We start from the raw sequence: 24,774 nt of genomic DNA, 5'->3' as shown, positions 1-24,774 counted from the left end.
TGCCGCCAGCGTTCGTTCTGAGCCAGGATCAAACTCTCAAGTTTGAAATCTGACATGGTCGCTGAATGCACATTTGCGTTTGACGAGGACACACATCAATCGCACCAACCAAAGTCGGCGCGTTTAAAGAGTGTACCTCAGAAACGTGCACCCATCGAAAGTCTTAACAACTTCCACCGGAGTAAACCCCAGCTTCAGTTCGCAAGAACCTCGCCGTCCACGTTTCTCTTTCTTCAATCTTCACAATGTCAAAGAGCTGACCCAATGCCCAAAAGGAACAAAGCGTCGGTGAGAGTTTCTACTCTCTGAGAATTCCATAAGGGAACATGATTTCCTGTCCGGCGAACCGGCAGCAACCCTGCCCTTTGAGGATCGTTGTCAGTGGAAGCGCGCTGGGCACTTGCGTCGTCAACGAGCGGGGTTATAGGGGAGCCCTTTCTGCCCGTCAACACCCCACATGAAAGAAACATGACATTTCTTTCGGGGTCCGACAAAGTGATGTGCACAACCTCTGCCAGACCCCTGCTTCTTCGGCCTTTTCGGGCCGATCAGATCATTGCGGGCGGCATGCTGGCGCGGCCCACAGACGTACCGGATCATCAGTGGTAGCGCCAAGGGTGTGGCAGGCCCCATCCGTGATGCACAAGAGCCAGGGGCTCGGCGTCATGCCCGAGGCCGCCAGCACCAATTCGGGCAGGGGCGGAAGCCGGGGCAGATAGGTCCAGCGATTGTCGGCCCAGACTGCATCGGGCGGTATGGCGATACCTGCCCCCGGCCCTTCGACACTGGCCTCGGCCAGCTTGAGGCTTTCCCCTTCGATCAACCAGCTTTCGCGCCACTGGGTCTTCTCGACCGAATGAGTCCAGCTCAGCGTGAAGCTGGACGCCACCAAGGCCATGACAGTTCCGGCCGAGGCGACGCAGAGCATCAGGACGCAGCCGCCATCGGCGGCTGGCGCAGGCGCCACCAATGTTGGCCGACGAGCAGGAGCGCCATGGCAAAGCCCAGTTCATCAGTCCATGGCAGGGCAAGCATGAGGAAAATAGAAACAGCGAAGGCCGCCAGGCGCTCCATCCGGCCCACGGGGCCCAGCAAATAGCCGACGACCGCAGCGCCGAGCAGGCCGATGGCCAGCACGGTCTTGAGAATGATGTAGGCAACCTCGACCGGATAGCCGAACTGGGCGGCAATGGCGCCGCCATCCTGCAGCATCAGGGAGGGGGTATAGACGGCCATGAAGGGCACGATGAAGCCGGCGGCAGCCAGCTTGGTGGCCTGGACGGAAATCTTGAGGCCCGAGGTCTTGGCCATGGGCGCCGCGGCAAAGCAGGCCAAAGCCACCGGCGGGGTCAGGTCGGCCATGATGCCGAAATAGAAGACGAACATGTGGCTGACCAGGAGCGGCACGCCCAGTTCGAGCAGGGCGGGGCCGGCCAGCGACGAGGTAATGATGTAATTGGGGATGGTGGGAATGCCCATGCCCAGCACCAGGCAGGTGAGCATGGTCAGGACCAGGGAGAGGAAGAGATTGCTTTCGCCGATGGCGATGATGGCGCCGATAAAGGTCGAGGCAATGCCGGTCAGGGTCAGGGTGCCGATGACGATGCCGACAATGGCGCAGGCAATGCCCACGGGCAGCGCATTGCGGGCACCCTCGGCCAGAGAGTCACGGACAATGCCAAGAGTTTCCCGGCCACCCCTGACGAAGATGCAAGCCAGAAGCAGCGCGCCGATGACCAGCATGAGAAGATTGACGCCATAGCGGATGAAGGCCGCGGCGGCCAGGCCCAAAGCGATCCAGAACACATAGCGAAAGGCACGCGGCCCGATAGCGGCGGCCAGCGGCGTGCCCAGAATGAGCACCACGACCAGAGCCAGGCCCATGGTGCCGGCAAAGATCGGCGTATAGCCGGCGAAGAGCAGATAAACGAGCGCCGCCAGCGGCAGCACCAGCGGCCAGTGATCGCGCACAGCGTGCCATGGATTGGGCAGTTCAGCCTTGCTCATGCCGCGCAGGCCGGCCTTGCCCGCTTCCAGATGAACCACCCAGAAGCAGGTGGCGAAATAGAGCATGGCCGGGATCAGCGCGGCGATGACGATGGCGCTGTAGGGCACTTCCAGCGTCTCGGCCATGATAAAGGCCACGGCCCCCATGATCGGGGGCATGATCTGTCCGCCCATCGAGGATGTGGCCTCGACGCCGCCGGCAAAGGCGGAGCGGAAGCCAAAGCGCTTCATCAGGGGAATGGTGAACTGGCCGCTGGCCACAACATTGGCAACGCCGGAGCCGGAAATGGTGCCCATGAGCGCCGAGGACAGGGTGCAGACCTGGGCCGGGCCGCCGCGCCAGCCGCCGACCAGGCCTAGCGCAAAGTCGTTAAACAGCTTGATCATGCCGGCCCGTTCGAGAAAGGCGGCAAAGACCACGAAGATGAAGATATAGGCCGAAGAGACATAGATCGGCGTGCCGTAGATACCTTCGGTGCCAAAGCCGAAATGTTCCACGATCTGCTCGAAATCGTAGCCGCGATGCACGAAGGGGCCGGGCATATATTGGCCGAAGAAGCAGTAGGCGAGGAAGAGGCCGGAGATGATGACAAGCGGCAGGCCCATGAGGCGGCGCGCGGCTTCAAAGACCAGGACGATGACCAATGTCCCCACGGCCAGATCCATCGGGGTCAGGAAGCTGCTGCGCTTGAGCAGATCGGCGTAGAACACCCAGTTATAGAGACCGGTGAGAAAGCCGAGAACTGCCAGGGTCCAGAAGAAGACGCGGCCCCAAGCGGTCTTGGCGACCAGATTGCCGACAAGGCCGAAGCCGAGCAGCAGCAGGAAGCCCACATGCATGGCGCGCACCACCTGGCTGGGCAGCGTGCCATAGGCCGCGGTCCAGAGTTGGAACAGCGCGAAGGCGATGGCAATGCCAAAGGCAATGCGGCCCATGATGCCTGCGCCGAAACCGGGCGGCAGGCCCTCGACGAATTCTTCGGCAGTTTCGGGTGCAGGTGGCGTCGCCGCGGATGCGGTGGTCATCGAGTTTCCTCCCCAGGACTCGCAGATGTGGATGCTATCAGTGTCGAAGGGCTACGGCACGCCTTGCGTCTTGAGAGAGGGCGACAGCAGGGTGCTGAAGCCTAGGCTGGCCCGCTCACCCTACCTTGCCGATACCCCCTCATTCCCTCCCCACGAGGGGGAGGGAGGCGCAGGAAACGCCCGTGTTGAACTGGCTTTTAGAGCAGGCCGGCTTCCTGATAATAGCGCTCGGCACCGGGATGGAGCGGGATGGAGAGGCCATCGGTTGCCGCTTCGGGGACGATGCCATTGGCAGCCGAATGGGCCGCCTGCAGCCGATCGAGATTTTCAAAGATCAGCTTGGTCATCTGGTAGGCGGTTTCGTCGCTGACCCCGGCATGGGTGACCAGGATATTGCCGATGGCAGCAGTGCCGACATCTGCGTCCTGCCCGTCATAGGTACCGGCGGGGATGACCGAGGCCATATAGGGCGCGCCGATGCTGTCCACCACTTCGGCGGGAATGGACACAATATTGATGTCCATGGTGGCCGAGAGGTCCTTGATGAAGGCAACACCGAGACCCGAGGATTGCAGCGTGGCATCGAGCTGGCGGTTCTTGATCAATTCGGCCGATTCCGCATAGGGCAGGAATTCGACCTTGCCCAGATCATCGTAGCTCATGCCGGCGGCAGCGAAGATGGCCCGGGCATTGAGCTCGGTGCCCGAAGCGGGGGCGCCCACCGAGATGGACTTGCCCTTCAGATCTTCCAGCGTTTCGATACCGCTCTCGGCCGAGGCGACGATCTGCACGTAGTTGGGGTAGATGGCGGCGATGGCGCGCAGTTCGGTGAGCGGCGCGGGGAAGCCCGCTTCCTCAAGCCCGTCCCAACCGGATTTTACCGAGTCGCCCAGGGCGAAGGCAAGTTCACCCTTGCCCTGCTGCAAGAGGTTGAGGTTTTCGACCGAGGCCTTGGTGGCCTGTACCTGGGTGCGCGCTCCCTCGATATTCTCGGCATAGAGTTCGGACAGGGCCACGCCGAGCGGATAATAGACGCCCGAGGTGCCGCCGGTGAGAATGTTGATAAATTCCTGGGCGTTGACGGCGGCGCTGCCGCTGACGGCCAGAACGGCGCCAGCAAACAGGCTCGCGACGCGGCGAGCGGGAATGAATGACATGCGAGAGATCCTCCCAAGATATGTTCTATGTTGTGTCCCGACGCCTCCACGCGACGGGACTGGTTCCACAACTGCAATGATCGTGCCACTTCGGATCACCCTGGAGTCGCGGGCCTTTAGTGCGGCGCAGGACCTGATCCAGGGCGGATTTCCGCCAGCCCGGCGTCAGGCGGAGCGGAAATCCGCCAATCCATGCCGCTCCGAGCCGGGATCCGCCTCCACCCGCAAACCATAGCGGGCGATCTTTTCGTTGAGGGTGCGCCGCGCGAGGCCGAGGGTTTCGGCCGCCATGGCTGTTGAACCCCCTGCTTCGCGCAGCGCCTCTTCAATGATCGTGGCCTCGAACCCGGCGACCCTGTCGGCCAGGGTCTGCGGTGTGTTCGCGCCCTGCCCTGTCCGTTTCTGTCCGAGCCCCAGCACAATGCGTTCAGCAGTGGCCTTGAGCTCCCGGACATTGCCCGGCCAGGACGACGCAGAAAGGCTCGGAGGAAGACCGGCCGCCTGGACGGCCATGCCGAAACGCTGCGCCGCCCGCCCTGCGAAGAGATTGAACAGCAGGGGAATATCCGCCCGGCGCTCCCGCAGGGGTGGCACCGGCAGGTCCACGGTGGCGAGACGGAAATAGAGATCGGCGCGGAAGCGGCCCGCCTCGCTTTCAGCGCGCAGGTCAACCTTGCTCGCCGCGATGAACCGCACATCGATAGGCCGCAGGGCATTGCTGCCCAGCGGCTCGACGCACCGCTCCTGGATGGCGCGCAAGACCTTGGCCTGGAGCGAGAGGGGCATGGATTCGATCTCGTCAAGAAAGACCGTGCCGCCCTTGGCATATTCGAGCTTGCCGATGCGCTCCGTCGCCGCGCCGGTAAAGGCGCCGCGGGCATGGCCGAACATTTCGCTCTCAAAGACGGTTTCGGGGATGGCGGCGCAATTGATGGCGACGAACTGGCCCAGGGCCCGATGCCCGAAATCGTGCAGCGCCCGGGCCACGACCTCCTTGCCGGTGCCGGTTTCACCGGTCACCAGCACATCCACATCGATATCGGCCAGGTGCAGGATGGAGTTGCGCAGCGCCACCATGGGCGCCGAAAGCCCGACGAGCCGGTCTTCCAGTTCCGGGCCACCGGCGACTTGCCGCAGACGGGCGAGTTCCCGGCCCAGACGTCGCCTCTCGACGGCGCGATCCAGCACAGCGACCAGCAGTTCGGCGTCATAGGGCTTTTCAATGAAATCATGGGCGCCCGAGCGCATGGCCTGGACGGCCAGCGGCACATCGCCATGCCCGGTCAGCAGCACGACGGGCAGGTCGGGGTCGGTCGCGTGGAAATGCTCCAGCACGCCGATGCCGGTCATGCCGGGCATGCGCACATCGGTAACGACGCAGTCGAGGTCGGCAGCGTCGATCCGGGCAATTGCCTCTGCCGGCACGGTTGAACTGGTGACGGCAAAGCCGCAGACGCCGAGCCATTCCTCGGCGGCCCGACACAGGTCCGCCTCGTCATCGATGAACAGCACCCTGCCCCGGTTCATGCGGACTCCAGGGCCTGGGGCGGTGAATCGACCCGATAGAGCGGCAAGGACACGCGCACCAAGGTGCCGCCTTCCGATCCGGGTTCGAAGCGCAGCGAGCCGCCGAATTCCTCAAGCAGCGTGCGGGAGATGGAGAGGCCCAGCCCGAGACTTTCGCCGCTGCTCTTGGTGGTGAAAAAGGGCTCGAAAAGGCGCTCCCGGACCGCCTGGGGAATGCCCGCGCCAGTATCGGCAATATCCACGACCACGCCGCCATCGCAATCGCCATGGGCAATCAGGCGCACGGCGGTATTGCCGGCAGCGGCACTGGCCTCGATGGCGTTGAGGATAAGGTTGATGAACACCTGCTCAAGCCGCACGGCATTGCCGGACACGGGCAGTAGGTCCGGTTCCCAGACGGCGGTGACCAATACGCCGGCATCGCGCGCCTGTGGCGCGAGGATATCCATGGCGGCGTCGAGGACGCCGGGGAGCAGCACCGGCTCGGGCGGACCGGGGTCACGGCGGGAGGAGAAGGTGCGCAGATGCTTGATGGTGCGCTGCATGCGCCGGAGCAGATTGCGACCACTCTCGAGGATGCGACGCACTTCGGACGGGGCATTGCGCTGGGCGTGCAGATCGGCCGCGGCCAAGGTGTTGTCGAGGGCCGAAAGCGGCTGACTGACCTCATGGACAATGGCTGCCGACATGCGCCCCAGTGCCGCCAGCTTGGCTGCGTGGATGAGATTTTCCTGGGTGGCGCGCAATTTCGCCTCGGCCTTCCGGCGCACCTCCACCTCGTGGGCGAGCGCCCTGGTGCGCTCGACCACGCGCTGCTCGAGGACAGCGTTCTGATCGAGCTTGAAGCGAACGATCTGCCGACGCTGGTTGAACACCAGCCAGGCGCCGAGTGCCAATAGGGCCACCAGCGCGGCAAGGCCCCCGACCAGCCGGGCCTCGCGCTCAACCGGCTCCAGCGGCAGGGCCGACAACAATTGCCAGCCATCGGGCTCCACGGCGCGGCGACCCAGCAGATGATGTTCATCCTCGCCGATCAACAGGCTTGCAGATCCCGTGCTGGTTCGCGGGGCAATGGGAATGGCGGCGGCGAGGTCAACGCCATCATAGCGGCGCTGCTGCTCCAGCCGACCTATGGTTTGCGCATCAAGCGCCTCAAGCGGACGATAGGTCCAGCCACGATCGCCCGAGAGAAAGACCACCCCCTCGCGATCGGCAATGGCGCTCATTTCCCCGGCGGCGGTCCAAGTCTGGGCTAGGGGCCCCATATCGACCTTGGCCACGACGACACCGATAGGCCGGCTGCCGGCATCGATGCGGCTGGAGAGAAAGTAGCCCGGCTTGCCGGTGGTCACCCCGACCGCATAGAAGCGTCCGAAACCGGTATTCATGGCGTCCAGGAAATAGGGCCGGAAGGCGTAATTGTGCCCGACAAAGCTGCCCGGCTCGTTCCAGTTGCTGGCAGCGAGCGTCTCTCCGTCCAGATCGAGGACGTAGAGTTCATCGGCACTCGACATAGCCCGCACGGACTTGAGATAGGCATTGGCTGCGTCCACCGTGTCGGGGTGGCGGAAACGCAGCATGGCGAGGATGCGCTCATCCTGACCGATGACGCCTGGAAGATAACGGAACCGCTCGATCTCGCTTTCGACCGAGCGCAGATTGATGGTCAGCCGGTCCTGGACCTGCCGCTCGACATCTGCAAAACCGCGCAGATAGGCCACCCGCCAGGCGCCCAGCGCCAGGCAGGAGACAATTGCCAGGGTCAGGGCGCCCAGCCAGAGATGACGGCGCCGGATCAATGCTGGCACGAATGCGCTCTCCTCCTGGGCCAGTCGGTCTGGTCCGGCCGATCCGCATGCAAGTTGAGCCAGTTCCGCCGCGGATGCAACGGGTACAGTTTGGACCGCGGGCAGATGGAGGCGGCGCCCGGCCGCCCCCATGGAGGCGATCAGCGCACCAGGGCCAGGGTGTCGGGATCGAAATATTTGAAGCTCGAGTGACCCTCGGCATCGAGCACGGTTGCCACAGCATAGTCGCCCCATTCCTCAACATTGGTCACGTTGAAGCCCTGGTCGGCGATGTCACGAGCAATGTAGACGCTGGAAAAATCAAAGATCTTGTCTTCGTTGGCAAAGGCCGGGGTCGCGATTGTGACGGTCAGCGCAGTCAGAACAGGGGGGAGGATGAATTTGTTCATGATTGGAACTCCTTGGTTGTGAACAAGGGCACCATGGCGGGTTGCGCCTTGCCCAAGCATGGCCGCCGGATGAACAGACGGAAACTTACCAAGGTGTAATTATTTCAACAGGTTAGGAAATCGAACTAGCCTCAGCTTCCAAGCTGTCCCGCACATCCTTTCGAAACGGGCAATCGTGGGAGATTTTGGCGTCGCGATGCCAAGCGGGGAAAAAATCATGGCCTGCCCCCGCAAAGCCCCTTGCGGTCACGCCGAATTTGTACCGAATACCGGCAATAGCCGGCCCGACAGGATGGAATATGGAAGTTCGCGTAGAAAATGTCCGCAAGGAATTCGACCGGTTCCCCGCCCTGCACGACGTTTCGCTCGATGTCGGGTCGGGCGAACTGATTGCGCTTCTTGGACCATCGGGTTCGGGCAAGACCACGCTCTTGCGCCTGATTGCCGGGCTGGAGCGGCCGACCGCCGGCCGCATCCTGTTCGGTGAAGAGGACGCTTCAGAAAAGAGCGTGCAGGAGCGCAATATCGGCTTTGTGTTCCAGCACTATGCACTGTTCCGGCACATGAACATTCTGGAAAATGTTTCGTTCGGCCTCAAGGTCAGGCCGCGTTCCAACCGGCCGCCGGCCGGTGAAATCCGCCGCCGGGCCATGGAACTGCTTGACCTCGTCCAGCTCAGCGGCCTGGAGAAACGCTATCCCAGCCAACTTTCGGGCGGGCAGCGCCAACGTGTCGCCCTGGCGCGGGCGCTGGCGATCGAACCGCGGGTGCTGCTGCTCGACGAACCCTTCGGGGCACTCGACGCCCAGGTGCGCCGGGAATTGCGCAAATGGCTGCGCGCCATCCATGACCGGACCGGACACACCACGGTGTTCGTCACTCATGACCAGGAGGAGGCCCTCGAACTGGCGGACCGGCTCTGCGTAATGAGCCAGGGGCGCATCGAACAGGTGGGCACGCCTGATAATATCTACGACACGCCAGCATCGCCCTTCGTCTTCGGCTTTATCGGGGAATCAAACGAATTGCCGGTCGATGTGGGCAATGCCGGCATCTCACTGGCAGGACTCCCGCTCGGCCTGCCCGCTTCGGGTGCCGCAGGGGCGCAACGACTCTTCTTCCGTCCGCATGATGTCGATCTGGTCGAGGACGGCGCCGCATTTGCCGGCAGGGTGGCGACCAGCCGCCGTGTTGGCGGTACGCGCCGGGTGGAGCTTGACCTCGACGGGGGCGCGCATCGGGTCGAGATCGACCTGCCCTTTGATCATCCGGCGGGAGAGCGGTCCCAGATCGCGTTTCGTCCCAGACGCTGGGCGCTGTTCCCGGCAAGCTGAACGGCGACCGCTTCCGGGGCGGCAGCGGTCTGCGCTGCCTCGCCGTTAGCCTCGTGGGGGGTTTTGAACCAGTGGAAGGGGCGCAGGGTGAACTCGCGCAGCGCCAGGAGAGTGGCCACCCCGATCAGTGCCCAATAGACGGGCAGCAGCGCTTGCCAGGACCACAATTGCCGCTGCCCGGTGCGGGAGAGTCCGACAAGGTTGGTGACAATGGCCACTGCATGCCCGAGCACCAGAACGGCGGCGCAGGCCATTGGCCACAGCAGCGGCTGCGGCCAGGCCAGGTGGCCCAGGACTGCCAGCACCACCAGCACCAATAGAAAGCCGGCATGCAGCAGCGGCGCCAGCAGCATGCCGAGCAGGATGACCTGGAACATCGCGGTGCCGTACCAGCCCAGATCGGCCAGCAGCTTCGCTGGCCGCCTGTTGTGCACCACATAGGTCTGCATCCAGCCCTTCATCCAGCGCGTGCGCTGACCCAGCCATGGCTTCAGCCGCATCGGAGCCGCCTCGAAGGTGCGGGTTGTGCTGGTGGCGCAGCGCAGCTTGCGACGGGCCAGGCGCACCCCCAGATCCGCGTCCTCGGTGACATTGAAGGCATCCCAGCCGCCGAGCCGGCGCAGCGCATCGATGCGGAAATGATTGGAGGTCCCGCCCAGCGGCATGACCAGCCCCCAGCGTGCCAGAGCCGGCAGTAACACCGCGAAGAGACCGGCATATTCCCCGGCAAACAGGGCCGGCAGAGGGCCCGCGCCACCATTGTCAATCACCAGGCGCGCCTGGATACAGGCGATGTCGGGCTGTTGCCGGAACTGGGACACGATGCGCAGGAGCTGATCTGGTTCGGGCCGGTCCTCGGCGTCAAAAACGACGAGGAATTCGCCCCGACACATGGGCAGGGCAAAGTCCAGCGCCTTGGGCTTGGTCCGCGGCAGGGCGTCTGGAACCACCAGTACCGAGAAGCGGGCGTCGCTGAGATGCCGGCGTACCGCTTGAATGGTGGCCGGCGAGCGTCCTTCGACCACGAAGGTGATTTCGAGTTTTTCGGCCGGATAGTCGATCCGGCCCAGCGCGGCACAGAGCTGGTCGACCATGTTGGCCTCGTCACGCAGCGGCACCAGGACCGAGTAGACCGGCAGCGCAGCGCGGTCCTCATCCTCGCCTATGACGGGAAACTTCGGCTCGGGGGGCGTAGCCAGGGCCAGAAGGCGCAGGGCCGAAGGCAGCAGCACCAGGCCAATCCAGAGCGGAGCCAACCATCCCTGGCCGGTCAAAGGCGCCAAGATGATGAGCAAGGTCAGCAACGCCAGGAGAAAGACGAAGAAGCGGCGAACCGGCCCTGTCAGCTCCAGCTGGGCTGCGGCATGGGGCCAAATGCGCGCCACATTCTGACGCGCCCCATCGAGCAGGGCAGCGCTGGCCTGATCGACAAGGTAAGCGCGCAGCGCTGGCGCCGGAACCAGACAGAGAGAGCGACAAAGCTCCGGCCTGGACTGGCGGGACTGCACCAGCCGCAGCAATCCGAAGAAATCGGGAGCGACGAAGGCCACCTCCCGGTCCAGCAGGCGCAGTCGATGGAGGCGCACCTCGCCTAGCATTTCCAGGCGGAGCGGATCGATGGTCATCTCGGCGGCACGCGGCACTACGTCGAAAAAGGCCAGGTCGGCCCATGTCGCGGCACGACGCATGATCTCGGCATCGGTCACGCCCAGATGGGTCGCGCACCAGTGCATGGGTTCGGCTTCCGATAGGAGGGCCCGATCCAGAGCCATCTGTGCATCGGCCGCGCTGGTTCCGGGGGCAAGCAATGCCTGCATCAGGCTGGTGGTCGAGGACATGCCGAGGTTACCGCATGGCGGGGAGATCCCTGACGGGCCGAGGTCGTTGCGAGGGGACGGGCATGAAGGAGCGGCTCATGCCGGTGATCCGCCGTACATTGTCCAGTGCCGCTTCCGACACCTCGATCCAGGCGGCGATGGTCGGCTTGCCCTCGATCATCACCGGCGCGCCCAGCGGGGAGATGCGCCAGCCGACGGCGGTGCCGTGCTCAAGCATGTAAATCGAGGAGACAAAGGTGATGAAGCTGAACCCCTGTGACAGGGCATACTCCATCACCGCGCAGAAAAGGGCTGCAGACTCGGGTGCACGGCGCCGGCCTTCGCGTCGATCCGGATGCACGTAAAAACGTGTCCAGTCGGCCCCAAGCGAAGGATGGGCGGGAAATTCTCCTTGCACTAATCCGCTAAAGACTGTCTGCAGCAAGTTCGGCCGATCCAGCGGCGTGATGCGTGAACCACCCACCAGTGCTCCATCTGAACCGGAAATCAGAAGATGGGTCGCATCGGCGTTGTCAAACGCATCGACATCACGCCCATCAGGTCGGCGCAGGGCTTCCCAGCCCTCCATCTCGACAAAAACCCTGTGTCGCAGCCGGAAGTTCTGCTCAAGCAGTTCACGGCCCTGCCGGTCCGCTGGATTGCGGACGATGTGCAATTTCATCGCTCTGCCCCCCGAAGCTACCGGCCTCGTCGGGGAGAGTTACGCACAGGGTGGGTTTGAAACGAAATTGGGAAAAATCACAAGTAAGCGCAGAATTATTCGACGTCAGAGGGTGATGAGCTTATACCTTATCGCCTCCACCACGGTATGCAGGCGATTATTCGTGCCCATGCGCTTTTGCGCGTTTTCGCAATGCTGGTTGATGGTGCGTGGCGTCAGGCCAGTAATGTCGGCAATTTCCGAGGCGGTCTTGCCGGTGGCGGCCCATTTGAGGATTTCGGCCTCACGCGGGGTTATGCCGCGCCGCACCACGGGGCGCCCGATCGGCCCATTGAGGTAGCGCAGCCGCCCATGGGCATAAAGCGCCAGCATGTGCAGTTCGAGCCGATCCTTCTCGTCCAAGTGATTGGTCTTGCCGACCAGGGACACCACGCCCTGCATGCCGCCTTCCATATGCACCGGCACGCAGAACCCTTCATCCATGCCGAACTCGCGGGCTTCCTGCATGACCCGCCGTGCCGGAGAATCATTCTCCCGGTCATAGGGTGCATCCGACCAGTCAAAGGGGAGCGTGGTGGAGAAGCAGTGGCGCGCCACCGGATCGAGGTGCACATAGCCCTTGCCGGTATAGCGCTGATACCATTCGTCGTCCCAGCCTGAGAGCAAGACAAAGGGACGGACATCCACGCCGGGATCGGGCAGGCCGGACACAATGAAGCGCTCGAAGCCATAGTCCCCTATGGCTCCATACATGATGTCGAGAATGGCATCGGAACTGGTCTGATGCTGAATGTTCTCGATTGTCGACATCAAGTCGGCATTCATCCCGGCATTTCCCCCACAGGCCGATTGAACCCTCGCGAACATTGACCCTGTTCTGCGTAGAAGGCAAGCTCCGCGATACTGACCGGCTTTGCACCAGGGCCAGTATCGCAAAGACTATTCAGGCTTGGTGAAAATGATGCGGATTGAAGCGATAGGCCGTTGAACAGAACTCGCACACCACTTCAATTTCGCCATCCACCGCCATGTCCTGCCGTTCCGCATCGGAGAAGCTATTGGCCAGCATGTCTTCGATGCGGTCGACCGAACAGGTGCAGCGTTCCACCAGATCCTGGGGCGGGAATACCCGCACACCGGTCTCGTGATAGAGCCGGAACATCAGCCGCTCGGGCGACAGGTCAGGATCGGTCAGTTCCAGATCGCCCACCGTGCCGAGCAGGGCCTTGGCCTCTGACCAGCCATCGGCCTCAACGAAATCGGGATCAGCCGAGTCCGGATTGTCGAAATTGCCGTCGCCCGGCAGATCAGCCATTGCCGACAGGCCATTAGGCGGCAGGTGCTGGATCAGCATGCCGCCAGCGCGCCATCGGGGGCGATGGTCGCCCCGCGTCGTCATCTGCGCCACGGCCAGGCGCACCTGGGTCGGAATCTGCTCGGACTGCATGAAATAGGTATGCGCCGCCTCTTCGAGCGAATTGCCATCGAGGGCAACGATGCCCTGATAACGCTCGGTCTGCGGACCCTGATCGATGGTCATGGCGAGATGGCCTCTGCCCAGCAGTTCGGCCGGACTGATCCTGCCGGCCTCGGATGCCTTGAGCAGCGCCTCATGATCGTAGCGAGCATAGCCGCGCATGCCGTCTGGCGCGTCGAAATCGACAACGATCAGGTTCACCGGTCCATCGGTCTGGGTCTGCAGGATAAAGCGCCCCTCAAATTTGAGCGAGGACCCTATCAGCGACGAAAGCACAACCGCTTCACCCAGAAGACGCGCAACCGGCAGCGGGTAGTCGTGGCGGCTCAAAATGGTATCGAGGGCGACGCCCAGACGCACCACCCGGCCGCGGGTGTCGAGCTTGTCGAGGGTGAAAGGCACCACGGCATCGTCACCGGACTCGGGACGATCCAGGCCCAGGCTGGCGAGCAAATTGTCGGTCATGGTCTGTTCCGTCGTCATTCGTAATGTCTTTCTCAAGGCTAAGCCTTCAGGCCGAACCGCGCCACCGTCATGGCAACAGCCCGTCCAGGTCAGTCCCGCCGAGGGGAATGACTGGACAGGCCGTATATCGGCACGACTGATCGCCGTTAGTTGGTTTCGACCCCAAAGGCCCAGCACAGAATGGCTTTCTGGGCATGGAGTCGGTTTTCAGCCTCATCAAACACCACCGACTGGGGGCCGTCGATCACCTCGTCGGTCACCTCGTCGCCGCGATGGGCGGGCAGGCAGTGCATGAACAAGGCATCCTTGTTCGCCAAGGCCATTAGATTGGTGTTGACCTGATAGGGTTTCAAGACCCGGCGGCGCTCGGCCGCATCCACGTCGCCCATGGAGACCCAGGTATCAGTGATGACGAGATCGGCGCCTTCCACTGCTTCGCGGGGGTCCTCGATCAGCCTTGCATATTTGCCGGCACGGCCGATGTCCTGCATCAGGTCCTTTTCCGGCGCGTATTCGTCCGGCGTGGCGATGGTCAATTCGCATTGGAACAGCTCAGCCGCGTTGACCCAGGAATGCAGCACATTGTTGCTGTCGCCCACCCATGCGATCTTGGCGCCTCGGATATCGCCGCGATGTTCCTCGAAAGTCATGAGGTCGGCCATGATCTGGCAGGGATGGGCGCGGCGGGTAAGGCCGTTGATGACTGGCACTGTGGCAGCCTCGGCCAGTTCGAGCAGGTCGGCATGGCTGAGGATGCGGATCATGATCGCATCGACATAGCGGCTCATCACCTTGGCGGTGTCACTGAGAGTTTCCTCACGAGAGAGCTGCATTTCCTGACCCGAAAGCATGATGGTCTGACCGCCAAGCTGGCGCATGCCGACATCGAAACTGACACGGGTCCGCGTGGACTGGCGCTCGAAGATCATAGCCAGGACCTTGTCCTTGAGCAGTTGCGGCCGATCTCCCTCCTTCAAGCGCTGCTTGAGGGCGCCGGCCTGGTTGAGCATGCTGCGCAGTTGTGGATAGGCGAAATCGTCGATGGAGAGAAAATGGTTCGAGGTGCCGGTCGACTTCATGGGCCGGGTTCCTTATTATGACGCTGATATGATCGGGCGGCCAGTGCCGCGGTGAGCGCTCGGCCCTAGCAGGGCGGAGGGAACAGACCGCTTCGGCGTCGCCCGAAATGATAGAAGACCATCATGTTGTTCAGCCCGCCGCAGCGGTCGAAGCGGTCTCTGCCTCGATGGCGTCAAAGGCTGCGCCGATCCGGGCCATAGCATCTTCGATGTCGGCTTCGCTGACAATGAGCGGCGGCAGCAGGCGGAGCACATTGTCGCCGGCACCGATGGCCAGAAATTGATGGTCGTCGCGCAGCCGGGCCACGAAATCGCGCACAGGCGGGGTGATCTTGATGCCTGCGAGCAATCCCCTGCCCCGCATTTCGAGCACATAATCGGGATATTTCTGCGCCAGTTGCTGCAGGTGCCAGGCCAGGCGCTGGCCCATCTGCGCCACATGATCGAGAAAGCCCGGCGCCTGAATGCGGTCGAGCACGGCATTGCCCATGGCGCAGCCCAGCGGGTTGCCGCCGTAGGTGGAGCCATGGGTGCCCGGAACCATTGATGCCGACGCCGCCTCGGTGGCGAGGCAGGCTCCGAGCGGAAAACCCCCGCCAATGGCCTTGGCCACGGCGACGATGTCCGGCGTGACCCCCGCCCATTCGAAGGCGAAGAAGCGGCCGGTGCGGCCATAGCCACACTGCACTTCATCGAGGATGAGCAGCAGGTCGTTCTCGTCGCAGATCTGGCGCAGGCCTTGCATGAAGTCGACAGTCATGGCGTTAACGCCACCCTCCCCCTGCACCGGCTCGATGAGAATGGCGCAAGTCTGGGGGCCGATCAGCGCCCTCACGGCATCGAGATCGCCGGGGGCGGTATGCTTGAAGCCGGGCATGGGCGGGCCGAAGCCTTCGAGATAGCTCGGATTGCCGCCGGCGGCGATGGTGCCCAGGGTGCGGCCATGGAAGGAGCCAGTAAAGGCGATCAACTCGTAGCGGTCCGGCTGGCCCCTGGAGAAAAAATAATGCCGCGCCGTCTTGATGGCGCATTCGAGCGCCTCGGCGCCCGAATTGGTGAAAAACACCTTGTCGGCAAAAGTCATGTCGACCAACCTCTGGCCCAGCCGCTCCTGCTCGGGAATGGTGAACACGTTGGAGGTGTGCCAGACCTTGTCGGCAGCTGCCTTGAGTGCAGCCATCAGATGAGGGTCGCTATGGCCCAGGGCGTTGACCGCGATACCGGAATGGAAGTCGAGATATTCTCGGCCATGCTGGTCATACAGGCGCATGCCCTCGCCCCGCTCGAAGGCGAGATCGGACCGGGCATAGGAGCCGTAGAGCGCAGACATGGTGCACATTCCTCGTTTTGAAGCCCACAGGGGCAAGAGTGGCAAAGCTGCCACAGAAACCAAAAACGCGCCCTCTCGGCAGCGCGTTTGGTGCCGAGAAATAGGCGAAAATTACCCGTAAAGTCAATGAGACACGGCGCAAGTGCCTGATTTGACTCATGGATTGTTAAGGTAGAATTAACCTATGAATAAGCGGGGAAAATCCCCCTCGACTCTTGATCCCGATTCCCGCGATGGCGTAATCTCCGAGGCGTTGGGGACACGATATCTCGTGCGGCGGACCCGCTCAACATACGATCTGTAGAGTCGGATGGCTGCCAGGCCGTTTTGGCAGCACAATGAAGGATTCTGTTTTGTCGATGGTTTCAGGAGCGCAATCGATGGGCTGGACTGACGAGCGCGTCGAACTTTTGAAGAAACTTTGGATGGAAGGGCTCAGTGCCAGCCAGATTGCGGCTCAACTGGGCGAAGGGGTGACGCGCAATGCCGTGATCGGCAAAGTGCATCGCCTCAAGCTTTCGGCCCGTGCCAAGCCCACCAATACCGCGCCGCGCGCTCGCCCAGCAGCTCGGGCCTCTACGCAGCGCCGCGTCGCCAGTCCGTCTTCGGGTGGCAACCATAGCCACAACCATATGAGTGCGAAGCCGCGCTCTGCTGGTTCGGCGCGTCCCCAGGTCATGGGTGCCACTGCCCTCGCCATGACCCCGGAGATGGATGCCCAGCTTTATGTGGCGCCGGCGGCGGCCGAGCTGTTCATCCCCGAGGACAAGCGCCTCAACCTGCTGCAGCTCAACGAACATACCTGCAAGTGGCCGATTGGTGATCCGCTGACCAAGGACTTCTACTTCTGCGGCCAGCATAGCCTGGAGACCGGCCCCTATTGCGAGTTCCACTCGCGCCGCGCCTATCATCAGATGGACAAGAAGCGCCGCTGAGGCATTTCTCCCCGAAGTCAGGGCGCCCGCGACGGCGCCCTTCGCCTTTTTGGGTACAGGAGAATCCAGGACATGCGGGTGCTGGAGATTTACCGCCACACCATGCGCCGCAAGCCCGGCGCTCACCTGTCCGCAGAAGGCATCGCACTGGCTCGGTTGATGGGCGACCAGTCCGGACCCTATGACCGTGTCGTCAGCAGCGCAGTGCCACGCGCCATCGAAACAGCCATTGCCATGGGCTTTGAGGTGAATGCGCTGGTCGACGCCTTCGGGCACATTCCCCAGGACGTCATGGATGCGGTCGGATGGCCGCGCACATTTGCCCAGGTGGCCCGGTCGCTGGCCGGTTCGGACCCTGCCGCCCAGTTTGCAAATTCCATCGCGGCGCAGTGGCAGGAACTGGCCGAAGAGTTGCCCGAGGCTGGACGGGGGCTGATCGTGACCCATGGCCTGTTTATCGAACTGGGAACGCTGGCCAGCCTGCCGCAGGCAGAACCCGACAGTTGGGGCGGACCCATCGGCTATTGCGAGGGTGTCAGGCTATTCTATCAGGATGGCTGCCAGCGGGGAGAATTTCTGCGGGTGCCGCCGCGATACCAGCTCGTCGAGAACTAGCCGGTCATTGCACGCGCATGGCGCCCTCGGCACGCAATTGCACTGCCCGCTCCCCGCCCTGGGCGCCCCAGTCCTGCCCGAAGGCCACGGTGCAGCCGCGTGCGGCGCCAAGGAGGGTCGAGGGGATAGTGCCGCCGGTGTCGTGAATTTGCGACGCCTCACCGGCAAGACGATGGCAATCGTCGAGAGTGGCCGGGGTAGCAGATGGCGCGGAATAATTGCTCCAGGCAAAATAGCCCGTGATGGCGATGGCGAGAGTCGCGGCTGGCCAAAGGGTCTTCATGCTGGCGCTCCTGTGCCCCTTAAATTTGCAAAGGACGGGCGGGATCGTCCACCGGACGGAAGGAATGGCCTTAAGGGCTGGTTACCGCGATCGGGTGAAACCAAGGTGTCGGCCGGCTGGCTTCAGGGCAGCAGCACATCGACACGCAGCCCTTCTCCGGGCCGAGACCTGATACTCATCTGGCCGCGATGGCGCTGGATGATGTGCTTGACGATGGCCAAACCCAGACCCGTGCCCTTTTTCTTGCGACTGGTCTCGGCATCGATGCGATAGAAGCGCTCAGTCATGCGCGGCACATGTTCGGGCTCGACGCCCGGACCGTGATCGACAACGCTGACCATATATCTGAGGCCGGATCGCTCGACCTCGACGAGGCCGACCTCGACGGTTCCGCCGTTCGCCCCATATTTGATGGCGTTGTCGATGAGGTTCTCGAACACTTCGTAAAGCTGGCTGCGGTCCCCGATGACAGTGACCGCAGTCTCGGGCAGCGTCAGCACGACATCGAGGTCCGCAGCCCTGGCCTGGGTCTGGAGACCCTCGCGCACTTCGCGCAGCAGGCCGGACAGATCCACCGAGCCGGTGGGGCGAACATGCTGGTGCATCTCAATGCGCGAGAGGCTCAGGAGATCATCGATCAGCCGGCTCATGCGGTCGGCCTGGGCATGCATGATGCCGAGGAACTTCTCGCGCGCCGCCGCATCGCTGGCTGCGGGACCAAGCAGGGTATCGATGAAGCCAATCAGCGAGGCCAGGGGGGTGCGCAATTCATGACTGGCATTGGCAATGAAATCGGACCGCATGGCGTCGACACGCTTGAACTCGGTCAGGCTCTGGAACGTGACCAGCAATTGCCGGTCCGGGTCGGCGACCCAGTCCCGGTCCTGGCGTCGCAGGGGCGCCACCACGACACGGTTCCATGTTTCGGATGGCAAGGTTTCGTGCAGTTCGAAGCTGCGCGGCTCACCGCTGCGCTGGGACGCCTCGATGGCCGAAACCAGATCGGGATTGCGCATGACCAGGGTCATGATCCGGCCGAGCTGGAGATTGGGGTATTGGCGGGCAGCCGAGCCATTGCGGTGCAGCACCGCGCCGCTTCTGTCGAGCACCATTGCCGGATCGCCCAGAGCCTCGACAAAGGCGGGCATTCTGTCCTCGTCGACATCAGGTTGAACGACGCGGGCCGGCACTTCGACAGTGTGGGTGATTGTGACAACGCGCTGGGGCAATATAGAGACCAGACCCACCACCAGCAGGAAGCCGATCAGCGCCAGATCGAGGCGCAAGCCGCCAAAGGCGACGAAGCAGACAACCAGGCCGGCAAGGCCGAGAAGAAGCGGTGCCTGACCGGCGAGGCGAACCAGCAGATTGACTGGCTTGCGGGACAGGTCTGTGGTTCGGAGATCGTCCATTTCGGGGGGTCGAATCAATGCCTTGGCCCCGCCTCTTGCGCGGGAGGCCGGTTCATAGCACGGTCTGTGTGACAGCGGAGAGACAGCGTGACCGACCCCATCGACGGCTTTGACATCAACAACCCGGAGCTGCCCAAATCCATCAAAAAGGCAGCGTTCGAATCCGGCGGCTATCCCTACACGGACAAGCTCGACGGCGACCAGTATGACACGGCCATGTATGCACTGCAAAAGCAGCTGGTGCTGCACCAGGCGCATATGCAGAAGGCGGGCACACGAACCGTCATCATCTTCGAGGGGCGCGACGCGGCCGGCAAGGGCGGCACCATCGAGCGGTTCCTCGAAAATCTTAATCACCGCTACAATCTGATCGCCGCATTGCCCAAGCCCAATGACCGGGAACGCACGCAATGGTATTTCCAGCGCTATGTCGACTGGCTGCCCGCGGCCGGCGAAATGGTGCTGTTCGACCGCTCCTGGTATAACCGGGCCGGGGTCGAGCCGGTGATGGGCTTCTGCACGCAAGAGCAGACCGAGCACTTCCTCGACGAGGTGCCCGAGTTCGAAAAGCGCCTGACCAATGACGGCATAAAGATATTCAAGCTCTGGCTCTCCATCGGCAGGGAAATGCAGTTGAAGCGTTTCCATGACCGGCGGCATGATCCGCTAAAAACCTGGAAGCTCTCACCTGTCGATCTTAAGGCACTTGAGCTGTGGGGGGATTACTCGGAGGCCCGGGACCGGATGCTCAAGCGCACCGACAGCCGCCATGCGCCCTGGACCGTGATCCGCGCCAATGACAAGAAGCGATTGCGGCTCAACGCCATCCGCACGGTGCTCCATGGGCTCGACTATGAGGGCAAGGACGAGAGCGCAATCGGCGAGATTGACGGCAAGATCGTGCTGAGCGCCGAGGCGTTTTTGGGGATGAAGGGGGAGTAGGTCCGGCCTCTCCACATCCTCGGTGCGACATCCTCCCCTTGACGGGGAGGTAAAGGGGAGTGCTCACGCACACAGATCGAGTGTTCAGCGCACCCCCACCGAGCTCTGCTACGGCCCGACGGGCCTAGCGGCGCTACCTCTCCCGTCAAGGGGGAGGTGACCCGACGTCAGGATCAAAACGCCCATTCGCCCTTGCGCATGACGGGCTCGCTGGAGCCGTCGGCGTGGACGCCGTCGATGTCGACCTGGTCAGAGCCGATCATCCAGTCGATATGGATCAACGACTTGTTGCCGCCCTGGGCGAAGATCTGGTCTGGGGTGAGGGTCTTGCCGCCATCGAAACAGTCGGCATAGCACTGGCCCATGGCGATGTGGCAGGAGGCATTCTCGTCATAGAGCGTGTTGTAGAACAGGATGCCCGAGGCCGAGATCGGCGAGGAATGGGGCACCAGCGCCACTTCGCCCAGGCGCCGTGCGCCCTCGTCGGTGTCGAGTACCTTGTTGAACACGTTCTCGCCCTTGGTCGCCTTGAGCTCGACCATGCGGCCGCCCTCGAAGCGGGCCTGGATGTTCTCGATCAGCGTGCCATTGTGCGAGAGGGGCTTGGTGGCCGAAACGGTGCCCTCGACGCGCAGGCGATGGGGGGTGGTGAAGACTTCCTCGGTCGGGATATTGGGGTTGCAGGTGACCCCGTTCTTGGCCTCCGAAGCGCCGCCCTTCCAGCGATGGCCATCGGCGAGGCCGACGGATAGATCGGTGCCCGGACCGGTATATTTGAGCGAGGCGAATTTCTTGCCGTTGAGCCAGGTCCAGCGGGCCTGGAGATTGGCATTGTGCGCCTTCCAGGCGGCAATCGGATCGGGCTGGTCGACGCGGCTGGCCTTGAAGATGGCATCCGCCAGCTTGCCAACGGCCACGTCCTCGGGGTCATTGGGGAAGACCAGCTTGGCCCAGTTCACGGTCGGGTAGGACACAATGTTCCAGTTGATGTCGAAGCCGGTGATCAGTTCCAGTGCCGGGCGATAGGCGGCCGAATTGGCGCGGTTGGCGCGAGAGACCTTGTCGGGGTCTTCGTTGGCCAGCATCATCGGGTTATCGCCCGAGATGGCGAGACGCGCCGCGTTGTTCCTGTAGGCTTCGGCCATGCCGGCATAGAGCCAGTTCGCGGCACGATCGAAGCTGGCATCATTGGCGTGGCGGAAGCGGGACAGCGTCGCTTCCTCGTCCGAATAGATGGTGGTGACCAGACCCGCGCCGGCCTTGTAGGCATGCTCGGTGATGCGGCGCACCAGCGGCGCGGCGGTCATCGGGGCGGTGATGATCAGGTCCTGGCCCTCGGCCAGCTGCAAGCCGACCTTGATGGCCACTTCGCCGAGCTTGTCGAGCTTGACCGGATCGATGGGGGAATTGCTCATGGGGGCGCAAAGCCTTCTTGCTCTTGAATCGGTTGGGCGGAGCCTATCGCCGTCTCCGGCGGGGCGCTACCCTGGGAATAATCGCAAAATCTCTAGACCCTGATCAAGCTGCGCCGGGGGCACGCCCGCTGGATTGAGGTCGTGAGGGTGCGCCGGATGGCGTGACCGCCTCCGGTTCTCTCTGGTGTGGACGTGTCCCGAGGCGCGTGCGTCTCAGTAAAACTAAGTGAATAGAGACGTCGCCGCCTCGGGACACCGGTTTTTCGTAGAGGACTCCGGACCCCATTGAACGCTCGTCGCAGGGTGACCGCTTCCTAGACGCGCAACTGGAGCGACCCAGTTCCGCCCGGCTCCCCCCGCAAAGTTCGCTGCAGTCCGTCCGCGCGGGAGTGATGGATGGGAGTATGGGGCAGGATTTGGAGGCGGGGATTACTTTTTTGCAGGGCCTGCTGAGCAGTGCCCACACCCACCGGCCGTCACCCTCGGGCCTGACCCGAGGGTGACGTTGGGTGGGGAGGCAAAAATGGACCCAATAGCGGCTCCCGACCCTTCACTGACTTCCAGTGAGTGGCGCACCCCCACCAGCTCTGCTACGGCCCTTCGGGCCTAGCGCCTGCCCCGCCATTCGAGCGTAGCTCTCATGGCCTCCTCACCTCAAATTTCTCCGCCGGGGAGATTTGCCCCGTCGGGAGGGTTGGAAGCCTGTTGCCGTCCTGCATCACAGACCGGGCTGATCACATTTCCGCCATTGGCAAGGGCGAACGGTTTGGCTACAAACCGTTCGCCGCTTCATTTTTCAAGCACAGGGGAGGCGTTGCATGACAGCATTTATGTATTCTCCCCCAGCGGGCAAGTGCCGACCTTAGGCCTTTGCTCCCCGCGGTCCGCCGTTTTGGCCTGATCGCTCGCGGTTCTTTCCGTACCACTCGCAGTTGCGCCGCCTCCAGGGCAGCTTTGCCGCCAGGCCCCATCTGCGTCTTTCATTGTCTGTTTGATAGGAACCGGTGGCCGGAGAACGGCACCGGACACACCAAATGAGTCGCAAGAAGCGCCTGTTTCCCGCCGACGCCTTCCGTAATGTGCTCGGTTTCACTTTCCGCCATTGGGCTCGCCAGCCCATCCGCGCGAGCCTGATCGCGCTTTTGGTGCTCGCGGCAACCCTGGCCGAAGCGTTCAGCCCGATCTTTGCCGGCCGAATGGTCGACGCGGTCGCGGGCGGGTCCGGGCAGGACGGCGATCTCTGGGTTGCCGCCATGACGGCCTTCCTCACCATGACCGGGCTCTATGTCTCGGCCGTGATCCTGCGCCAGTTCGTGTTCTTCAATCTGATCAGCTTCACGCTCAAGATGATGAACGAGGTGATCGCCGATGCCTTCGAGCGCGTCCAGCGCTTCTCGACCGACTGGCATGCCAACAGCTTTGCCGGCTCGACAGTGCGCAAGATCACCCGCGGTTCGGGCGCCATGGACCTGCTCAACGACGTGCTGCTGATCGCGCTCCTACCCTCGCTGGTCATGCTGGTGGGCGCCACGATCATCCTGGGCATCGCCTGGCCGGTGATGGGCCTGGTGGTCGGGCTTGGTTCCCTGATCTATGTCGGCATCACGGCCTGGCTGTCGGTGAGCTTTGTCGCTCCCGCCGGGGCGCTCGCCAATGCCTGGGACACCCGCATGGGCGGCGCACTGGCCGATGCGGTCAGCTGCAATTCGGTGGTGAAAGCCTTTGGCGCGGAGAAGCGTGAGGAAACCCTGCTGGATCGCGTGGTGGGCAAGTGGCGCAAGCGCACGCGCCGGGTGTGGCAGCGCGGTACGCTCAATGGCGGCGCGCAGGGGATCATGATGGCGCTGATGCAGGCCGCTATCCTGGGCACGGCGCTGTTGCTCTGGCAGCAGGGTGCGGCCAGCCCGGGCGACATCACCTTCGTGCTCACCATGTTCTTCGTGCTGCAGGGGTATCTGCGCGATGTGGGCCAGCACATCCGCAACCTGCAGCGCTCGGTAAACGACATGGAGGAACTGGTCAGTCTTTACGATCAGAAGCTGGGGATCGAGGATAAGCCGGGCGCCAAAGCTATCGCCATCGGCGAAGGCCGCATCCGCTTTGACAATGTCACCTTCCAGTATGGCGCGCATGCTACGGCGCTCTACAAGGACTTCTCGGTGGAGATAAAGCCAGGGGAGCGGGTCGGGCTGGTGGGTCATTCGGGCTCGGGCAAGACCACTTTCGTCAAGCTGATCCAGCGCCTCTATGACGTCAATGACGGCGCCATCACCATTGACGGGCAGAACATTGCCGAACACCAGCAGGCGTCGCTGCGCAACCAGATCGCCATCGTGCAGCAGGAGCCGATCCTGTTCCACCGTACGCTGGCCGACAACATCGCCTATGCGCGACCCGGTGCGACACGCGCCGAAATCGAGCGGGCGGCTGAACAGGCCAATGCGCATGACTTCATCCTGTCCCTGCCCAAGGGTTATGAGACCATGGTGGGCGAGCGCGGGGTAAAGCTGTCGGGTGGCGAGCGGCAGCGGGTCGCCATTGCAAGGGCGTTTCTCGCCGATGCGCCCATTCTCATTCTCGACGAAGCAACATCGAGTCTCGACAGCGAAAGCGAAGTGATGATCCAGCAGGCCATGGAACGGCTGATGCAGGGCCGCACCACGCTGGTGATTGCCCATCGTCTCTCAACAGTGCAGGCGCTCGACCGGCTGCTGGTGTTCGACAAGGGCAAGATTGTCGAGGAAGGCGATCATGCCGAGCTGATCCGGCTCAATGGCGGCATCTATCGCCGGCTGTTCGAGCGGCAGGCGCTGGAGCTGACCAAGGGGCTGGTGGCTTAGCAAGGGGGGGCCTGCGGGGCCCCTCACGAATCGTCGCGATTTTGCTGCTGGTAGTGATGCTTGGTCTCGACCTCGGTGGTGACACGCTCGGACAGGGTGCGCCTGCGATTGCGCATCATGCCGTAGATCGCTGCGGCGCCCAGACAGATGACGCCGATGGTCAGCAGAATGAGCCAGAGGGCAGGTCCGGTAGTGGTTTCCATGGGATTTCTCCTTTGTGGAAACCAACGGGGC

General features: G+C 62.9%; 21 protein-coding genes. 5 read left to right on the top strand and 16 right to left on the bottom strand.

Features of this window, described 5'->3' with window-relative positions:
- Positions 1-553 precede the first annotated feature (553 nt).
- The 6 genes from ACXYMS_RS17030 to ACXYMS_RS17005 all read right to left on the bottom strand — a co-directional run bounded on the left by ACXYMS_RS17030 (position 554) and on the right by ACXYMS_RS17005 (position 7,914).
- Positions 554-967 carry a DUF1850 domain-containing protein gene (locus ACXYMS_RS17030; protein ID WP_458908015.1) on the bottom strand — a complete coding sequence of 138 codons (414 nt, stop codon included), beginning with the start codon at positions 965-967 and terminating at the stop codon, positions 554-556.
- Positions 928-3,033 carry a TRAP transporter permease gene (locus tag ACXYMS_RS17025; protein ID WP_458908014.1) on the bottom strand — a complete coding sequence of 702 codons (2,106 nt, stop codon included), beginning with the start codon at positions 3,031-3,033 and terminating at the stop codon, positions 928-930. The genes ACXYMS_RS17030 and ACXYMS_RS17025 overlap by 40 nt, the downstream gene beginning before the upstream one ends.
- 197 nt (positions 3,034-3,230) lie before the next feature.
- Entirely contained in the window at positions 3,231-4,190 is a 960-nt protein-coding gene (locus ACXYMS_RS17020; protein ID WP_458908013.1) for a TAXI family TRAP transporter solute-binding subunit, read from the bottom strand.
- A gap of 165 nt (positions 4,191-4,355) precedes the next feature.
- Positions 4,356-5,717, bottom strand: coding sequence for a sigma-54-dependent transcriptional regulator (locus tag ACXYMS_RS17015; protein ID WP_458908012.1), 1,362 nt, complete (start codon positions 5,715-5,717; stop codon positions 4,356-4,358).
- On the bottom strand, positions 5,714-7,525 hold the full coding sequence (locus tag ACXYMS_RS17010) for a sensor histidine kinase (protein ID WP_458908011.1): 1,812 nt from the start codon (positions 7,523-7,525) through the stop codon (positions 5,714-5,716). Before ACXYMS_RS17010 ends, ACXYMS_RS17015 begins: the two co-directional genes overlap by 4 nt.
- A gap of 140 nt (positions 7,526-7,665) precedes the next feature.
- Positions 7,666-7,914, bottom strand: coding sequence for a hypothetical protein (locus ACXYMS_RS17005; RefSeq protein WP_458908010.1), 249 nt, complete (start codon positions 7,912-7,914; stop codon positions 7,666-7,668).
- A 299-nt stretch (positions 7,915-8,213) separates the two neighbouring features.
- On the opposite strand from ACXYMS_RS17005, the gene ACXYMS_RS17000 reads away from it, so the two are divergent.
- Positions 8,214-9,248, top strand: coding sequence for a sulfate/molybdate ABC transporter ATP-binding protein (locus ACXYMS_RS17000; RefSeq protein WP_458908009.1), 1,035 nt, complete (start codon positions 8,214-8,216; stop codon positions 9,246-9,248).
- Here ACXYMS_RS17000 and ACXYMS_RS16995 read toward each other — a convergent pair.
- The 6 genes from ACXYMS_RS16995 to ACXYMS_RS16970 form a co-directional block, all read right to left on the bottom strand.
- The gene (locus tag ACXYMS_RS16995) at positions 9,179-11,086 is read right to left on the bottom strand and encodes a glycosyltransferase (RefSeq protein WP_458908008.1); all 1,908 of its coding nucleotides are present in this window, start codon (positions 11,084-11,086) and stop codon (positions 9,179-9,181) included. The two genes, ACXYMS_RS17000 and ACXYMS_RS16995, sit on opposite strands and share 70 nt — an antisense overlap.
- 7 nt (positions 11,087-11,093) lie before the next feature.
- Entirely contained in the window at positions 11,094-11,747 is a 654-nt protein-coding gene (locus ACXYMS_RS16990; RefSeq protein ID WP_458908007.1) for an acyl-homoserine-lactone synthase, read from the bottom strand.
- Between the two features lie 105 nt (positions 11,748-11,852).
- Positions 11,853-12,572 carry an autoinducer binding domain-containing protein gene (locus tag ACXYMS_RS16985; RefSeq protein WP_458908006.1) on the bottom strand — a complete coding sequence of 240 codons (720 nt, stop codon included), beginning with the start codon at positions 12,570-12,572 and terminating at the stop codon, positions 11,853-11,855.
- A gap of 118 nt (positions 12,573-12,690) precedes the next feature.
- On the bottom strand, positions 12,691-13,689 hold the full coding sequence (locus ACXYMS_RS16980; protein ID WP_458908024.1) for an Hsp33 family molecular chaperone: 999 nt from the start codon (positions 13,687-13,689) through the stop codon (positions 12,691-12,693).
- Positions 13,690-13,835: 146 nt separating this feature from the next.
- A complete protein-coding gene (argF, locus tag ACXYMS_RS16975) occupies positions 13,836-14,768 on the bottom strand; it encodes an ornithine carbamoyltransferase (RefSeq protein WP_458908005.1) in 933 nt (310 codons plus the stop codon).
- A gap of 130 nt (positions 14,769-14,898) precedes the next feature.
- Complete coding sequence (locus ACXYMS_RS16970; protein ID WP_458908004.1) at positions 14,899-16,107, bottom strand: acetylornithine transaminase; 1,209 nt, start codon at positions 16,105-16,107, stop codon at positions 14,899-14,901.
- Between the two features lie 371 nt (positions 16,108-16,478).
- Between ACXYMS_RS16970 and ACXYMS_RS16965 the strand changes: the two genes are divergently transcribed.
- Positions 16,479-17,033 carry a GcrA family cell cycle regulator gene (locus tag ACXYMS_RS16965; protein ID WP_458908003.1) on the top strand — a complete coding sequence of 185 codons (555 nt, stop codon included), beginning with the start codon at positions 16,479-16,481 and terminating at the stop codon, positions 17,031-17,033.
- Positions 17,034-17,105: 72 nt separating this feature from the next.
- A complete protein-coding gene (locus tag ACXYMS_RS16960) occupies positions 17,106-17,648 on the top strand; it encodes a histidine phosphatase family protein (protein WP_458908002.1) in 543 nt (180 codons plus the stop codon).
- 4 nt (positions 17,649-17,652) lie between these two features.
- Here ACXYMS_RS16960 and ACXYMS_RS16955 read toward each other — a convergent pair whose 3' ends face one another.
- Both ACXYMS_RS16955 and ACXYMS_RS16950 read right to left on the bottom strand, forming a co-directional pair.
- Positions 17,653-17,931, bottom strand: a complete 279-nt coding sequence (locus ACXYMS_RS16955; RefSeq protein WP_458908001.1) for a hypothetical protein — start codon at positions 17,929-17,931, stop codon at positions 17,653-17,655.
- A gap of 122 nt (positions 17,932-18,053) precedes the next feature.
- Entirely contained in the window at positions 18,054-19,343 is a 1,290-nt protein-coding gene (locus ACXYMS_RS16950) for a sensor histidine kinase (protein ID WP_458908000.1), read from the bottom strand.
- 87 nt (positions 19,344-19,430) lie between these two features.
- Here ACXYMS_RS16950 and ppk2 point away from each other — a divergent pair, with 87 nt between their 5' ends.
- Positions 19,431-20,285, top strand: coding sequence for a polyphosphate kinase 2 (ppk2, locus tag ACXYMS_RS16945; protein WP_458907999.1), 855 nt, complete (start codon positions 19,431-19,433; stop codon positions 20,283-20,285).
- A 173-nt stretch (positions 20,286-20,458) separates the two neighbouring features.
- On the opposite strand, the gene ACXYMS_RS16940 is transcribed toward ppk2, so the two are convergent.
- Entirely contained in the window at positions 20,459-21,700 is a 1,242-nt protein-coding gene (locus ACXYMS_RS16940; protein WP_458907998.1) for an aminopeptidase, read from the bottom strand.
- Positions 21,701-22,734: 1,034 nt separating this feature from the next.
- Between ACXYMS_RS16940 and ACXYMS_RS16935 the strand changes: the two genes are divergently transcribed.
- Positions 22,735-24,540, top strand: coding sequence for an ABC transporter ATP-binding protein (locus ACXYMS_RS16935; RefSeq protein WP_458907997.1), 1,806 nt, complete (start codon positions 22,735-22,737; stop codon positions 24,538-24,540).
- Between the two features lie 23 nt (positions 24,541-24,563).
- On the opposite strand, the gene ACXYMS_RS16930 is transcribed toward ACXYMS_RS16935, so the two are convergent.
- Positions 24,564-24,743, bottom strand: a complete 180-nt coding sequence (locus tag ACXYMS_RS16930) for a hypothetical protein (RefSeq protein WP_458907996.1) — start codon at positions 24,741-24,743, stop codon at positions 24,564-24,566.
- Between the last annotated feature and the right edge of the window lie 31 nt (positions 24,744-24,774).

It is taken from the genome of Devosia sp. CAU 1758 (genome assembly GCF_054482695.1).
The sequence above is the reverse complement of the archived record's forward strand: the minus strand, read 5'-3'. Positions and strand labels throughout refer to the sequence as shown.

Bases quoted from the DNA above. Each gene is read 5' to 3' on its own strand.
- ACXYMS_RS17025 (WP_458908014.1), bottom strand. From the start codon at position 3,033: ATGACCACCGCATCCGCGGCGACGCCACCTGCACCCGAAACTGCCGAA.
- ACXYMS_RS17020 (WP_458908013.1), bottom strand. From the start codon at position 4,190: ATGTCATTCATTCCCGCTCGCCGCGTCGCGAGCCTGTTTGCTGGCGCC.
- ACXYMS_RS17015 (WP_458908012.1), bottom strand. From the start codon at position 5,717: ATGAACCGGGGCAGGGTGCTGTTCATCGATGACGAGGCGGACCTGTGT.
- ACXYMS_RS17005 (WP_458908010.1), bottom strand. From the start codon at position 7,914: ATGAACAAATTCATCCTCCCCCCTGTTCTGACTGCGCTGACCGTCACA.
- ACXYMS_RS17000 (WP_458908009.1), top strand. From the start codon at position 8,214: ATGGAAGTTCGCGTAGAAAATGTCCGCAAGGAATTCGACCGGTTCCCC.
- ACXYMS_RS16995 (WP_458908008.1), bottom strand. From the start codon at position 11,086: ATGTCCTCGACCACCAGCCTGATGCAGGCATTGCTTGCCCCCGGAACC.
- ACXYMS_RS16990 (WP_458908007.1), bottom strand. From the start codon at position 11,747: ATGAAATTGCACATCGTCCGCAATCCAGCGGACCGGCAGGGCCGTGAA.
- ACXYMS_RS16985 (WP_458908006.1), bottom strand. From the start codon at position 12,572: ATGAATGCCGACTTGATGTCGACAATCGAGAACATTCAGCATCAGACC.
- ACXYMS_RS16980 (WP_458908024.1), bottom strand. From the start codon at position 13,689: ATGACCGACAATTTGCTCGCCAGCCTGGGCCTGGATCGTCCCGAGTCC.
- argF (WP_458908005.1), bottom strand. From the start codon at position 14,768: ATGAAGTCGACCGGCACCTCGAACCATTTTCTCTCCATCGACGATTTC.
- ACXYMS_RS16970 (WP_458908004.1), bottom strand. From the start codon at position 16,107: ATGTGCACCATGTCTGCGCTCTACGGCTCCTATGCCCGGTCCGATCTC.
- ACXYMS_RS16965 (WP_458908003.1), top strand. From the start codon at position 16,479: ATGGGCTGGACTGACGAGCGCGTCGAACTTTTGAAGAAACTTTGGATG.
- ACXYMS_RS16960 (WP_458908002.1), top strand. From the start codon at position 17,106: ATGCGGGTGCTGGAGATTTACCGCCACACCATGCGCCGCAAGCCCGGC.
- ACXYMS_RS16955 (WP_458908001.1), bottom strand. From the start codon at position 17,931: ATGAAGACCCTTTGGCCAGCCGCGACTCTCGCCATCGCCATCACGGGC.
- ACXYMS_RS16950 (WP_458908000.1), bottom strand. From the start codon at position 19,343: ATGGACGATCTCCGAACCACAGACCTGTCCCGCAAGCCAGTCAATCTG.
- ACXYMS_RS16940 (WP_458907998.1), bottom strand. From the start codon at position 21,700: ATGAGCAATTCCCCCATCGATCCGGTCAAGCTCGACAAGCTCGGCGAA.
- ACXYMS_RS16935 (WP_458907997.1), top strand. From the start codon at position 22,735: ATGAGTCGCAAGAAGCGCCTGTTTCCCGCCGACGCCTTCCGTAATGTG.
- ACXYMS_RS16930 (WP_458907996.1), bottom strand. From the start codon at position 24,743: ATGGAAACCACTACCGGACCTGCCCTCTGGCTCATTCTGCTGACCATC.